The following is a 13935-nucleotide window of genomic DNA, read 5'->3' as shown; positions in this document are numbered from 1 at the left end:
GCCGGAAAAACGACGCAGAGTCGATGCAAGTTGTCCCGCCGTCCGTCCCCTCCGCAGGGTGGGTGAGCCCGGTCCCCGCCGCCCGTACGAGGAGCAGCACCATGACTGACGAGGAACTCGCCGCCGGTTTCGCCGCGGGCGAGGAGACGTGTCTGGCCGCCGCGTACCACCGGTGGGGCGCCCTCGTGCACACGCTCGCGCGGCGCTCCCTCGGGGACGACCGGGAGGCGGAGGACGTCACCCAGACGGTGTTCCTGGCCGCGTGGCGCGGGCGTACCGGCTTCGCCCCGTGGCGGGGCACGCTGCGTGCCTGGCTCGTCGGGATCACCCGTCGCAAGATCGCCGACGCGCTGTCCGCGCGCACCCGCAGGGCCGAGCTGGTGGCCGCGGCCGGTGCGCGGATGGCCGTGGGACCCGTCGACCCCGCCGCCCAGCCGGACGCCGTGCTCGACCGCGTCCTCCTCGGCCATGAACTCGCCAAGCTGCCCGCGGCCCAGCGCCGCGTGCTCACCCTCGCCTTCTACGACGACCTGACCCAGCCGCAGATCGCCGACGTCACCGGCTGGCCCCTGGGCACGGTCAAGAGCCACGCCCGGCGCGGCCTGCACCGCCTCGGCCGCTGCCTCCAGGGGGACGGCGTACGCAGCGGCGCCGGGTGAGCCCGGGAGACGGCCACACGGGCCCACCCGGCGGACGACCCGGCGGGGCCTGCATCCGCGGAAGCCCCGCGCGGTGAATGCTTCGGACAGACCACCACGTCCGGGAGAACGACGCCTATGGAGGGGAGCCGCTCGTGCCGCACGCCGAGGTGGCCGTCCTGGGCGCGGGCGCCGCCGGTCTGTCCCTCGCCCACCGGCTGGCGCGGCCAGCCCCAGGCGCCCGGCCGGTCTCCACCGTCCTGGTCGACGCCCCGCCGGGCCCGCTCCGCCCGCCGAGCCGCACCTGGTGCTACTGGGAACAGGGCCCCGGACCCTACGACGCCGCCCTGACCGCCGTATGGCAGCGCCTGCGGGTGCACGCCCCGGGCGGCGGCCCGCCGGTGGAGGACGACATCGCGCCCCTGCGCTACAAGATGCTGCGCTCCGACGACTTCGAGCACCTCGTCGCCCGCGACCTCGCGCACGGCGACGACGTACGACGTCTGGAGGCGACCGTCGAGACGGTCGTCGGCGGCGTCGGCGGTGCCGAGATCCGGGCCCGCACCGACGAGGGCCGCCCGGTGACGGTGCACGCCCGCTGGGTGTTCGACTCCCGGCCGCTCACCCGCCTCCCCGCCGCCCGGACCACCCTGCTCCAGCACTTCCACGGCTGGTTCGTCCGCACCCGGCGGCCCGTGTTCGACCCCGACGCGGTCGTCCTCATGGACTTCCGGGTGCCCCAGCCGCCCCGCGGTCTCGCCTTCGGCTACCTGCTGCCCACCGGCCGTCAGGAGGCGCTCGTGGAGTACACCGAGTTCTCCGACGCCGTCCTGCCCCGGGCCGCCTACGAGCGCGCGCTGCACGCCTACACCCGGGACGTGCTGCGCCTCGGCGACCACGAGATCACCGCGACCGAGACCGGCGTCATCCCCATGACCGACGCGCGTTTCCCGCGCGGCCCGGCGCCGTCGGTGTTCCGGATCGGCGCGGCGGGCGGCGCCACCCGGCCCTCCACCGGCTACACCTTCTCCGCCGTCCAGCGCCAGACGCGGGCCGTCGCGGACGCCCTGCGCGCCGGCCGCCACCCGCTGCCCCCGCCCGCCCACTCGGCCCGCTCGCGCGCCATGGACGCGGTGCTGCTGCGCGCCCTGGACAGCGGCCGGGTGGACGGCGCCGCGTTCTTCGCGCGGCTCTTCGCCCGGGTGCCGATGGAACGGCTGCTGCGCTTCCTGGACGGCGGGACCCGGCTGCACGAGGACCTGTCCGTCGGCATCCGCACCCCCGTCCTGCCGATGCTGCGCTGCGCGGCGGAACTGCCCTGGCTCGCCCGCACCCCCCACCACGCACCGGCGTCCCGCACCCCGACCGAGGAGACCGCATGACCCTGCTGCGCGACGAGGACCTGGCCGCCGCGTTCGACCACGCTTCCCGCAGCTACGACACCCTGGTCGCCGCCAACCCCGGCTACCACGGCCAGTTGCGCCGCTCCGCACGCCGCCTCGGCCTGCCCGACGGGGGCGCCGGGCTGCGCGTCCTTGACCTCGGCTGCGGCACGGGCGCCTCGACGGCCGCCCTGGCGGCGGTCCTTCCCGGCGCCGCGATCACCGCCGTGGACGCCTCCGCCGGCATGCTGGAGCGCGCCGCCCGCAAACCGTGGCGGGACGGCGTGACGTTCGTACGGGCCCCCGCCGAGCGCCTGGCCGAGGCGGGCGTGCGCGGCCCCTTCGACGCGGTCTTCGCCGCCTACCTGTTCCGCAACGTCACCGACCCCGACGCCGTGCTCACCGCGGTGCGCGACGTGCTGGCGCCGCGCGGGCGGCTGGCCGTGCACGAGTACACCCTCGGCGGGCGCGCCGTGGACCGCGCGGTGTGGACCGGCGTGTGCCGGGGGCTCGTCCTGCCCGTCGCCACGCTCCTCGGCGACGGGCGGCTGTACCGGCATCTGTGGCGCAGCGTCGTGGAGTTCGACACCGCGGACCGCTTCGCCGCCCGGGTCCGCGCCGCGGGCCTCCGGGACGTACGGGTGCTGCCCCTGCCGGGATGGCAGACCGGCATCACCCACACCGTCGTCGCCCGCCGCCCCGGCACCGCCGCGGACGGCGGCCGATGACCCGCGCGCGGCGGCCCGGCGCCGCCCGCCGCGGCCGGGACCGGCGCGCCCGCGTCCTCCTCCCCGCCCCCGGCGCCCCGCGCGTCCCCGGCGGCCGTCCCCCGACGACTGCGGTCGTGGGCGGCGGCATCGCCGGACTCGCGGCCGCCACGGCCCTCGCGGAGCGGGGCGTCCGGGTCACGCTCCATGAACGCGAACCCGCCCTGGGCGGGCGTCTGTCCGGCCTGCCGACCGTGCTCTCCGACGGCAGCACGGTCACCATGAGCCGGGGCTTCCACGCGTTCTTCCGCCAGTACTACAACCTGCGCGGTCTGCTGCGGCGCACCGATGCCGGCCTCACCCGTCTGCGCGCCCTGCCCGACTATCCGCTCCGGCACGCCGACGGCCTCCACGACAGCTTCCGGCACGTGCCGCGCACCCCGCCCTGGAGCGCCCTCGGATTCGTCGCCCTGAGCCCCACCTTCGGGCTGCGCGACCTGGTGCGGATGAACCCGGCCGCCGCGCTGCCGCTGCTGGACGTACGCGTCCCCGAGGTCTACACACGGCTCGACGGCGTCAGCGCCCACGACTTCCTCCAATCGATCCGCTTTCCCGAGGCCGCCCACCATCTCGCGTTCGAGGTGTTCTCCCGCAGCTTCTTCGCCGACCCCCGTCAACTCTCCGCGGCGGAGATGGTGTTGATGTTCCACATCTACTTCCTGGGCTCCGCCGAGGGCCTCCTCTTCGACGTGCCCGGCGAACCCTTCCCCACCGCGCTCTGGGACCCCCTCGCCGGCTATCTGCGCGGCCACGGCGCCGACCTGCGCACCGGCACGGCCGTCGACACCGTCGAACCCACCCGGGACGGCGGCTTCCTGGTCGCCGCCGGGGCGGAGGAACGACGGTACGACACCGTGGTCCTCGCCCTGGACGCGGCCGGCCTCGGCTCCCTCGTCGCCCGCTCCCCGCGCCTCGCGGACGCCGCGTGGCGCGCGCGGACGGCCCGGCTGCGCGCCGCGCCGCCGTTCCTCGTCTCCCGCCTGTGGCTGGACCGCCCCGTCGCCGCCGACCGCCCCGGCTTCCTGGGCACCAGCGGCTACGGCACCCTCGACAACGTCAGCGTGCTGGAACGCTGGGAGGGCGAGGCGGCACGCTGGGCCGCGCGCACCGGCGGCTCGGTGGTCGAACTGCACGCGTACGCCCTGCCCGAGCGGGCCGCCCCCGACGTCGAACGGAAGCGTCTGGTCGAGCAGTTGCACCGGGTGTACCCGGAGAGCCGAGCGGCGAGGGTCGTGGACGAACGGCACGAGTGGCGCGCCGACTGCCCCCTCTTCCCGGTCGGCGGCTACGGCGACCGGCCGACCGTACGCACCACCGATCCCGGCCTGGTCGTGGCCGGCGACCTGGTCCGCACGGGGCTGCCCGTGGCCCTGATGGAACGCGCGGCCACCAGCGGCTTCCTCGCGGCCAACGCGCTGCTGGAGCGCTGGGGAGTGGCGGGCCAGACCCTGTGGACCGTCCCCGACCGCGGCCGGAGCGCGGTGCTGCGCGCGCTGGCACGCCTGGGCTGACCGTGCCCGGACACCTCAGCAGGTCCGGAACACGTACTCCTCGGCCCCGCGAGCCGCCACGTCGAGATCCCTTTGGACGACGGGCAGTTCGGAGCCGTGACCGGCGCAGGCCCGCCGGAAGCCGTCGTCCTCGTACTCGATCACGAAGACCCGGTTCGCGTACGCCTCGGCGTAGGCGCCGCACTCGTCGTACTGGCCGCACTCCTCGGCGACGGCGAAGTCGAAGCCGATCCTCTCGCGGTCGGGCAGCAGATCGGTGGTGTTCTTCTGTCCGACGGCGAGCCCGGCGGCGTGCCCCCGGTCCGCGAGGAGCTTCGCGAAGGCCGCGTTGTGCGCCTTGGTCAGGCCGCCGCCGGAACGCTCGTAGGAGTCGAGATTGTCCAACTCCACGGCCTGGAAGCCGCTTTCGGCGCAGCCGTCCACCCACGCGCCGACCAGGCCGGCGAGCCGGTCGCGCTTGTCGGCGGTCGAGGTGTCGAGGAGCGCCTCGTCCCAGTCCTCGTCGATCACCGGACGCCGGTCCTCGTCGCGCAGGATCAGATCGGGGTGGTGCTTCTCCCACCAGTCCAGCGCGTCGGGCTGGGCCTGAAAGGCATTGACGTAACAGACGTTGTAGAGGCCCTCGGCAGGCTCGGCGGACCGGTCGCGCGAGACGGCCGTGACCCCCTTCGCGGGCGGGTACGGGCGGCCGATCTGGTAGTCGAACACGGCGTCGCCCGAGGGAAGTTCGACCTCCGGCACCGACGTCACGGCCGGACCGTCCGCGAACGGATTCGTCAGCACCAGACCGACCCCGAGCGCGGCAGCGACGACGACGGCGGCCCCCGCGACGACGACACCCCTACGACGGAAGAAGGACACGGCGGACTGCTTCGGCACACGGACTCCTGCACGAGGTACGGACGAACACCGTCCATTCTCCCGGTCGCCCCGTCCGCTCAACGCTCCGGGCCCGGCGCCCGCCTGCCCCGATGGCCGCGTGAGGTCTTGACAACCGGATTGGTCTGGACCAAATTGGGCGGGCTCCACACTCCAATCACCCCCCGCCCGGAGGCACTTGTGGATCGCATCAGACCTGTCATGGCCCTGCTCACGGCTGTCGCGCTGGCCGTGTCGGGGATCACCGCGCTCTCCACGGCCGCGCATGCGGCCGATGTCGACCTCGCCCGCAACGGTGGCTTCGAGGCAGGGCTCGACGGCTGGACCTGTACGGCCGGAAAGACCGTCAGCAGCCCGGTGCGCAGCGGGAGTTCGGCCCTTCAGGCCACCCCGGCCGGCAGTGACCACGCCCAGTGCTCGCAGTCGGTCACCGTGCAGCCGAACTCCGAGTACACGCTCACCGGTCATGTCCGCGGCGCGTACGTCTACCTCGGCGCCTCCGGCACCGGGACCACCGACGTCTCCACCTGGACCCAGTCCGCCCCCGACTGGCAGCAGCTCAGGACCACCTTCCGCACCGGCGCCTCCACCACCCGCGTCACCCTCTACACGCACGGCTGGTACGGCACCGGCGCGTACTACGCCGACGACGTCTCCCTCGTCGGCCCCGGCGCCTCGACCGGCCAGCCGCCCGCCGCGCCGACCGGCCTCACGGCCGGCACCGTCACCTCCTCCAGCGTCGCCCTGTCCTGGACGGCGGCCAGCGGCGCGACGAGCTACGCGGTGTACCGCGACGGCGCCAAGGTCCAGACGGTGAGCGGCACTTCGGCCACCGTGAGCGGCCTGTCCGCGTCGACGGCGTACAGCTTCCAGGTCTCCGCCCTCAACGACGCCGGCGAGTCCGCCAGGTCGGCCGCGGTGACGGCGACGACGACCACCGGCACGGGCGGCGGCGGAGGCTCGGGCGACCTGCCCGCCCACGCCCTGGTCGGCTACCTCCACGCGAGCTTCGCCAACGGCGCCGGCTACACCCGCCTCGCCGACGTCCCCGACAGTTGGGACGTCATCGACCTGGCCTTCGGCGAACCCACCTCCATCACCTCGGGCGACATCCGCTTCACCCGCTGCCCGGTCACCGAATGCCCGAACGTGGAGAGCGACGCCGACTTCAAGGCCGCGATCAAGGCCAAGCAGGCGGCCGGCAAGAAGGTGCTCATCTCGATCGGCGGCCAGAACGGACAGGTGCAGCTCACCACGACGGCGGCCCGCGACACCTTCGTCTCCTCCGTCTCGAAGATCATCGACACCTACGGTCTCGACGGCCTCGACATCGACTTCGAGGGCCACTCGCTGTCGCTGAACGCCGACGACACCGACTTCAAGAACCCCAAGACACCGGTGATCGTCAACCTGATCTCCGCGCTGAAGACCCTGAAGGCCAAGTACGGCTCCACGTTCGTCCTCAGCATGGCCCCCGAGACGTTCTTCGTGCAGATGGGCTACCAGTTCTACGGCACCGGCCAGTGGGGCGGCCAGGACCCGCGCTGCGGCGCCTACCTCCCGGTGATCCACGCCCTGCGGGACGACCTGACCCTGCTGCACGTCCAGGACTACAACTCCGGCCCGATCATGGGCCTCGACAACCAGTACCACTCCATGGGCGGCGCGGACTTCCACATCGCCATGACCGACATGCTGCTCACCGGCTTCCCGGTGGCAGGCAACGCCAACAACGTGTTCCCGCCGCTGCGCCCGGACCAGATCGCCATCGGCATGCCGGCGTCCACCAACGCGGGCAACGGCTACGTCAGCCCGGCCGAGGTCACCAAGACCCTCGACTGTCTGACGAAGAGGACGAACTGCGGCTCGTACACCACCCACGGCACCTGGCCCGCCCTGCGCGGCCTGATGACGTGGTCGGTCAACTGGGACCGCTTCGCGGGCTGGGAGTTCCAGCGCACGTTCGACACCTACTTCGGCTGACCGACGGGACGACGGACCGGCCGACCGGGGTCAAGCCCCCGCGCGGCCGGTCCGTCGCCGCACCATCTCGTCGATCCACACCGGCGCGTAGGGAGACGTGCACCCCGGCGAGGTCGGGTAGTCCTTGAGGACCCCGAGACGCTCACCGATGGCCAGCGCGCGGGCGCGGTGCTCCGGGTGCTCGATGCCGATCTGGGCCAGGCAGTGGTTCATCGCCCACTGGAGACGGTCCGGAGCGTCCTTCATCTCCGCCTCGATCACCGTGAGCAGCCCCGGGAGGTCCAGGCCCTCGGGCTTCTTCGCCACGCGCTCGGTGGTCAGGGCCCACCCCGCGCTCGCGACCACCGGGTCCGGGTCGGCGGTCCAGGCCACGCGCAGTTCCTCGGCGTGCGGGCTCTTCTTCACCACGTAGTTCACGAGCCAGTCGTGCACCTTGGGAGCGCGTGCCTCGCGCAGCATGCCGTCCAGCCCGTCCCGCTCGAACGCCTTCGGGCGGCAGATCAGCAGGGCCAGCAGCCGGGCCGCGGTGTCGCCGGTGTCCCAGAGCCCGACCGCGAGGTCCTGCTGTGTCCTGAGCCGCTTGGCGAGCGCGCGCAGCTTGCCGAGGTTCACGCCGTGATCGTCGCCGTGCCGCTCGTTCACGGCCCGCGCCTTCGGATCCTCGAGCGCGGCCAGCTCGGCCATCACCTCGGCCACCGCCGTCTGCTCAGGCATGCACGGCCTGCTCGACGCTGGCGTGACAGGGGATGAGCGCGTCCACACCCACCAGGCGCAGCAGACGCCGTACGGACTCCTGGGCCCGGGCGATGCGCAGCCAGCCCCGGGCCCCGGCCACCCGCTGATGGGCGGCGATGAGGACGTTGATCCCGCTGGAGTCCATGAAGGTCACCCCGCCGAGGTCCACCACGATCCGCGGCGGCACCGCGTCCTCGCAGCGCAGCGCCTCGGTCAGCAGGTCCTTGACGGCGTGGTCGACCTCGCCCCGCACGGTCACCACGCACACCCCGTCGATCACCGCGGGCTCGGCGGAGAACCGGTCGGACCGGTCCTCTCTCATGTTGTCGGTCACCGTCTCCTCGACTGCGCTCGGGCTCGCCCGGTCGGGCGTGCGAGGGCGATTGTGCCCCACCGTCGCGGCACAATGCACGGAAACGGCTGTGCCGAACGACACCCCGTGTGGCATGCATGACGCCGTCGGGGGTAGGCGCGCGCGAAGGGGGAGCGGGGGCGAGGAACTTGGGAGTCGACGTCGACGGTGACGACTGTGACGGGCCGGACGAGCCCATGATGCGCGCCGGCTATGCCCTGAGCGGGGACGACGGCTGTATCGCCGACGCCCGCCACCACGCCCGCGCCTTCCTGGACCGGGCCCGCGCCGACCTGCGCCTGACCGTGCCCGCGCGCGCGATGGACCTCACCCAGCTCGTGGTGAGCGAACTGGTCACCAACGCCCGCAAGTACGCCCCGGGCCCCGTCCTGATGGAGCTGCGGATCACGGCCGACGGCGTGGACATCGTCGTCTGGGACAGCGACCCCACGGTCCCCGCGCCCCGGACCGCCGACCCGGGCCGTATCGGCCAGCACGGCCTGGAGATCGTCAAGGCGGTCACCGAGGACCTGTTCATCGAACAGGAACCGGTCGGCAAGCGCGTCACGGCCCGGATCTCGCTGAGCGACGACGCCTGACGGGTGCCGGCGGGCGAGGTACGGCTCGGGCGCCAGGCGAAAAACCGCAGGTGGCGGGCGTGTGGGATACCGAACGCATATGCGCGGTGTACGTGAGGGCGTGAAATGTCCAGGCGGCCGGGCTTCGCGCGCCCCGATGTGCGCGTTGAATGCGCTCTGCCGACCGGAGCCGGCCGTCCCTTACCTTCACATCGCAGGGCAAAAAGCGGTCACCCTAGCACTCCGGAAGGAGGCTGCCGAGGTGCACCGTGCGTACTGCATCCGTCCGGGAAGGTTTGTCGTAGTGAGGGGGGAGCGTTGTGGACATGCGCTACGAGGCGTATTCGTACGCCGACAAGGTGTTCTACGACTCGCCGGTCCGCTGGGCGACCATCGAGGAATTCGCCGCGGTGGGTGAGCCCTTACCCGAGGGCTGGCTCGGCTCCGCCAGGGAGGTGTGGGTGGGCCGCACGCCCGTCGGCGTCGAACTGCCCGACCAGGGCTGGAAGATCCACGTGTCCGCCTGCCCCGACAACGCGGAGCACATCCTGTCCGTCGTCGGCGCGTACTGCCTCCGGGAGCGCGTGGCCCACAAGTTCCTGCGCAGCCCGGCCCTGGTGCGCACGCAGAACGCCAAGTACGCCTCCCGCGGCTCCAGCGGCAAGTTCATGACCCTCTACCCGGTCGACGAACCCGAGCTGGAGCGATGTCTGACGGACCTCGACGCGGCGCTCACCGGACTGCGCGGACCGTACATCCTCAGCGATCTGCGCTGGCGCAACGGGCCGCTGTACCTGCGCTACGGCGGGTTCACCGAGCAGTTCTGCCGCTCGGAGACCGGTGAACTCGTCCTGGCCCTGCGGGAACCGTCGGGCCGGCTCCGCCCGGACGTCCGGCGCGCCGTGTTCGAGGTGCCCGACTGGGCCCCCGTCCCGGCCGTCCTGGCCCAGGCCCTCGCCGACCGGGCGACGTCGAGCACCGCCGAGTTCCCCTACGCCGTGGAACGGGCCCTGCACTTCTCCAACGGCGGCGGCATCTACATCGCCAGACCCGCCGCCGGCGGCGACCAGGTGGTCCTGAAGGAGGCCCGCCCGGACGCCGGACTCGACCAGCGTGGCGACGACGCCGTCACCCGGCTCCGCAGAGAGCACGACATCCTGCGCCGTCTGGAGGGCGTGCCCTCCGTACCGGCCGCCCTCGGCCACCTCACCGCCTGGGAACACCACTTCCTGGTCCAGGAGTTCGTACCCGGCGAGCCCCTGAACCGATGGTTCGGACAGCGCTACCCCCTGATCCACCCCGACCCCGCCCCCGAGGCCGTCGAGCGCTACCGCGAGGAAGCCCTCGACGTCCTCGGGAAGATCGAGGAAGGGCTGCGCGCCATCCACGCCCGCGGTGTCGTCTTCGGCGACCTGCACCCGCGCAACCTGATCGTCCGCCCGGACGGCCGGGTGTGCTTCGTGGACTTCGAACTCGCCTCCCCGGCCGACGAGTTCGTCAGACCCGGACTCGGCGCCGCCGGCTTCGCGGCCCCCGCCGACGTGGAGGGCTACGCCATCGACGAGCACGCCCTCGACGCCCTGCGGCTCTGGATCTTCATGCCGCTCATCCAGCTCACCTCGCTGGACCCGGGAAAACACGACCAGTTGAGCCGGGCCGCCGCCAGACGCTTCGCACTGCCGGCGCGCCCCATATCCCTGACGCCCTCTCACATACCCCGACCCCGGGACGACTTCGACGCCTGTGCCGCGCTGTTCAGCGGCGACCGCGCCGACTGGCCCGCGCTGCGCGACTCGATGGCCGCGGCGATCACCGCCAGCGCCACCCCGGAACGCACCGACCGCCTCTTTCCCGGCGACCCCAGCCAGTTCACCCACGACGGACTCGGCCTCGCCTACGGCGCGGCGGGCGTCCTGTGGGCCCTGCACACCGTGGGCGCCCCCGTCGACCCCGACCACGTCGAATGGCTCCTCGAAGCCGTCGCCCGGGAACCCGGCCGGCCCGGCCTCTACACCGGCGCGCACGGCGTCGCCTACGCCCTCGACCGGCTCGGCCACCCCCGGCAGGCGCACAACCTCCTCGACCGGCTCCTCAAGGAACCCCTCGACGGCCAGGGCGACGACCTCGCCGCCGGACTCCCCGGCATCGGACTGACGCTGCTGCACTTCGCCGGCACCACCGCCGACAGCTCGCTGCACGCCGTCGCCGCCGACATCGCCGAACGCCTCGCCGCCCGTCTGGAACCCGGCGCCGGCCCCCCGGCACCCGGCCGCCGCGCGGGACTCCTGCACGGCCCCTCCGGAGCCGCCCTGTTCTTCCTCGGCCTGTACGACAGCACCGGCGACACCGCCCTGCTCGACCTGGCCGACCGGGCACTCGCCCTCGACCTCGCCCGCTGCGTCCTGGGCGACGACGGCACCCTCCAGGTCGACGAAGGCAGCCGGGTGCTGCCCTACCTGGAGACGGGCAGCGCCGGTATCGCCGCCGTGCTCCACACGGCCCTGCGCCACCGCCCCGACCCGGAACGACAACGCAGCCTGGACCAGATGCGCGGGGCCGCCGTACCCGAATTCATCGTGCAGCCCGGCCTGTTCAACGGACGCGCGGGACTGATCCTGCTGCTCCATCTGCTCCAGGACGGCACCGCGGCCCACGAACCGGTGATCCGACGGCACATCCGGCGCCTCGTCTGGCACCTCGTCCCCCATCAGGGGCACGCGGCCTTCCCCGGCGAACAGCTCCTGCGCCTGTCGATGGACCTCGCCACCGGATCCGCCGGCATCCTGCTCGCCCTGGGATCGGCCCTCGCCGACACCCCGGCGCTGCCCTTCTGGACCGGCCGAGGCGTCGCGGCTCCCGCGCCGCGCCCGCCCGCCACGGTCCTGCGGACGCCCTGACCGCCGCAGCACCCGAGCGACCCGGCGCCCCGTGCGCCTGTGCGCCCGAGCGCCGATCACAGGGCACCCCCTCCCGCGGCCTCCGCCGCCGCGGCCCAGAGTTTCCGGCAATCGCCGGAATGCACCAACACAGTGACAGGAGATCACCATGTCCATCCTCAGCCTCCAGGCCCTGGAGACCCCGGACGAGACCACCGAGTACCTCTCGGTGCTCAGCTCCCTCTCCGTGGTCAACTGCACCAACAGCACCGTCAGCACGCTGCTGTGCCTGTAGTCGCACCATTCGGGTCGTCCGCCCGCCCCGCGCCGGCGTGACCCGGTGAACAGAGCCGGCCCGGGCTGAGGGACAGCCCGGGCCGGCGTTCGCGTGCCGCCCCGCCGACCAGCCGTGCACCCTCCGGCAGATCGCCCCGTACATCGCCCGGTTCATCGCGCGCAGGAGCCCCGCATGGGACAGGACCACCGACAGCAGCCCCGGCGGAGCGGGGACCCCGATCCTACGACCGAACCCAGGAACCGCGACACGACCCGCGCCCCCACTCGACAGAGGCAGGGGAGCAGGCCATGGCTGTGGCCCGGACTCCTCGCCCTGGGCGTGGCCGCGAGTTCGGCCGCCGCACTCCTGCTGCCCGCCGTCCTCGCCACCGCCGTCGACCGCGCCCTGTCCGGCACCACCGGGCAGGGCCTCCTGCCGCTCGCCGGCGTCCTCGGCGCGCTCACCGCCGCCGAGACCCTCGCCCAGTACGCCGGCCCGCGCACCACCGCCGAGGCCACCGCGCGCCTGCGCGCCGCCCTGGTACGGCACATCATGGCCGTCGGCCCCCACCCCGCCCGGCACATGGCGACCGGCGACCTCGCGGCCCGCCTCACGGCGAGCGCGGGCGAGGCAGGACTGAGCACGCAGGCCGCCGTCTACGCCGTCGCCCAACTCGCCATGGCCGCGGGCTCCGTCCTCGCCCTGGCCCTGCTCGCCCCGGAACTCGCCGCCGCCTTCCTGGTCACCGCACCGGCCGGCTGGCTGCTGCTCCGACGGCATCTGCGGCGCACCGTGACCCGGGGCGAGGGCTACCAGCGCGCGCAGGCCGCCGTCGCCGCCCGCCTCCTGGACGCGCTCGCCGGACACCGCACCATCGCCGCCGCCGGCACCGTCGACCGCGAGATCGAGCGGGTCCTGCGGCCGGTGCCCGAACTCGGGCGGCACGGACGCGCCCTGTGGGACAGCCAGCGCCGCGTCGCCTGGTCCACGGGTCTGCTCGCCCCCGCCACCCAGATCACCGTGCTGGCGGTCGCCGGCCACGCACTGTCCACCGGCGCCCTCGGCGCCGGCGGACTCGTCGCCGCGCTCGGCTACGCCACGCTCGGACTCGGCGGCTTCGGCGCGGCGCAGAGCCTGCTGGACCTCGCCCGCGCCCGCGCCGGACACCAGCGGGTACGGGAGGTGCTCGCCGTGCCCCCGCAGCCGCCGGGCCTGCGCGCTCTGCCCCCGGGGGCCGGGCGGGTCGAACTGCGCGGCATCACCGTCCACACCCGCGGCGGCACCGTCCTCGACGGGCTGGACCTCGTGCTGCCCGCACGGCGCTGCGTCGCCCTCGTCGGCCGCTCCGGCTCCGGCACCTCCCTGCTCGCGGCGGTGGCGGGCGGCCTGATGGCCCCCGACCGGGGCACCGTGCTGCTCGACGGCACCCCGCTGGACGAAGTCAGCCCGGCCGCCCTGCGCGCCGCCGTCTCCTACGCCTTCTGCGACCCGGAGCTGACCGGCCCCACGGTCCTCGACGCCCTGCGCGCCGCCGCCGAACCGCTCCCCGAGACACGCGTCCACGCGGCCGCCCGCGCCGCACAGGCCGACGGGTTCGTCCGCCGCCTCCCGGCCGGCTACCACACCCCCCTCGCCGAGGCGCCGCTCTCCGGCGGCCAGCGCCAACGCCTCGGCCTCGCCCGCGCCCTGGCCCGCGACAGCCGCCTCCTCGTCCTCGACGACGCCACCTCCAGCCTGGACTCCGCCACCGAGGCCGCGGTCCTGCGCGCCCTGGACGACTCCCACGGCGACCGCACCCGCCTGGTCGTGACCCGCCGCACCGCCACGGCCGCCCGCGCGGACCTCGTGGCCTGGCTGCACGAGGGACACGTCGAAGCCGTCGCCCCGCACCACGAACTCTGGGAGGTGCCCGCCTACCGCGCCCTGTTCCGCGGCACGGACGACTGACCCGCGTCAC

At 73.9% G+C, this 13935-nt stretch carries 12 protein-coding genes; 9 read left to right on the top strand and 3 right to left on the bottom strand.

From position 1 onward, the window contains the following. Positions 1 to 23: 23 nt before the first annotated feature. The 4 genes from G6W55_RS10570 to G6W55_RS10555 all read left to right on the top strand — a co-directional run bounded on the left by G6W55_RS10570 (position 24) and on the right by G6W55_RS10555 (position 4298). The gene (locus G6W55_RS10570) at positions 24 to 659 is read left to right on the top strand and encodes a sigma-70 family RNA polymerase sigma factor (protein ID WP_175520542.1); all 636 of its coding nucleotides are present in this window, start codon (positions 24 to 26) and stop codon (positions 657 to 659) included. A 134-nt stretch (positions 660 to 793) separates the two neighbouring features. Beyond that, the gene (locus G6W55_RS10565) at positions 794 to 2020 is read left to right on the top strand and encodes a lycopene cyclase family protein (RefSeq protein ID WP_175520541.1); all 1227 of its coding nucleotides are present in this window, start codon (positions 794 to 796) and stop codon (positions 2018 to 2020) included. Then, complete coding sequence (locus G6W55_RS10560) at positions 2017 to 2748, top strand: methyltransferase domain-containing protein (protein ID WP_175520540.1); 732 nt, start codon at positions 2017 to 2019, stop codon at positions 2746 to 2748. Before G6W55_RS10565 ends, G6W55_RS10560 begins: the two co-directional genes overlap by 4 nt. Beyond that, positions 2745 to 4298, top strand: a complete 1554-nt coding sequence (locus G6W55_RS10555) for an FAD-dependent oxidoreductase (RefSeq protein WP_175520539.1) — start codon at positions 2745 to 2747, stop codon at positions 4296 to 4298. The genes G6W55_RS10560 and G6W55_RS10555 overlap by 4 nt, the downstream gene beginning before the upstream one ends. 15 nt (positions 4299 to 4313) lie before the next feature. Here G6W55_RS10555 and G6W55_RS10550 read toward each other — a convergent pair whose 3' ends face one another. Continuing rightward, complete coding sequence (locus tag G6W55_RS10550; RefSeq protein WP_175520538.1) at positions 4314 to 5177, bottom strand: endo alpha-1,4 polygalactosaminidase; 864 nt, start codon at positions 5175 to 5177, stop codon at positions 4314 to 4316. A 201-nt stretch (positions 5178 to 5378) separates the two neighbouring features. Here G6W55_RS10550 and G6W55_RS10545 point away from each other — a divergent pair, with 201 nt between their 5' ends. After that, positions 5379 to 7160, top strand: a complete 1782-nt coding sequence (locus G6W55_RS10545; protein WP_175520537.1) for a chitinase — start codon at positions 5379 to 5381, stop codon at positions 7158 to 7160. A 30-nt stretch (positions 7161 to 7190) separates the two neighbouring features. Here the strand turns inward: G6W55_RS10545 and G6W55_RS10540 are convergent, their stop codons facing one another. Together G6W55_RS10540 and G6W55_RS10535 are read right to left on the bottom strand one after the other, a co-directional pair. After that, on the bottom strand, positions 7191 to 7874 hold the full coding sequence (locus G6W55_RS10540; RefSeq protein ID WP_175520536.1) for a DNA alkylation repair protein: 684 nt from the start codon (positions 7872 to 7874) through the stop codon (positions 7191 to 7193). Beyond that, entirely contained in the window at positions 7867 to 8217 is a 351-nt protein-coding gene (locus G6W55_RS10535) for an STAS domain-containing protein (RefSeq protein ID WP_175520535.1), read from the bottom strand. The genes G6W55_RS10540 and G6W55_RS10535 overlap by 8 nt, the downstream gene beginning before the upstream one ends. 230 nt (positions 8218 to 8447) lie before the next feature. On the opposite strand from G6W55_RS10535, the gene G6W55_RS10530 reads away from it, so the two are divergent. The 4 genes from G6W55_RS10530 (at position 8448) to G6W55_RS10515 (ending at position 13925) form a co-directional block, all read left to right on the top strand. Beyond that, positions 8448 to 8846 carry an ATP-binding protein gene (locus G6W55_RS10530; RefSeq protein WP_175520717.1) on the top strand — a complete coding sequence of 133 codons (399 nt, stop codon included), beginning with the start codon at positions 8448 to 8450 and terminating at the stop codon, positions 8844 to 8846. A gap of 305 nt (positions 8847 to 9151) precedes the next feature. Then, the gene (lanKC, locus tag G6W55_RS10525; protein ID WP_175520534.1) at positions 9152 to 11722 is read left to right on the top strand and encodes a class III lanthionine synthetase LanKC; all 2571 of its coding nucleotides are present in this window, start codon (positions 9152 to 9154) and stop codon (positions 11720 to 11722) included. Positions 11723 to 11870: 148 nt separating this feature from the next. Further along, positions 11871 to 11996 (top strand): SapB/AmfS family lanthipeptide, encoded by a 126-nt coding sequence (locus tag G6W55_RS10520; protein ID WP_107419004.1) that lies wholly within the window; start codon positions 11871 to 11873, stop codon positions 11994 to 11996. 321 nt (positions 11997 to 12317) lie between these two features. Continuing rightward, positions 12318 to 13925 carry an ABC transporter ATP-binding protein gene (locus G6W55_RS10515; RefSeq protein ID WP_309243675.1) on the top strand — a complete coding sequence of 536 codons (1608 nt, stop codon included), beginning with the start codon at positions 12318 to 12320 and terminating at the stop codon, positions 13923 to 13925. The last annotated feature ends 10 nt before the right edge of the window (positions 13926 to 13935 follow it).

This window comes from Streptomyces sp. CAI-85 (assembly GCF_013363615.1).
GTDB lineage: Bacteria > Actinomycetota > Actinomycetes > Streptomycetales > Streptomycetaceae > Streptomyces > Streptomyces antibioticus_B.
Note: the sequence above shows the minus strand (reverse complement) of the source record. Positions and strands in the feature narration are given on the sequence as shown.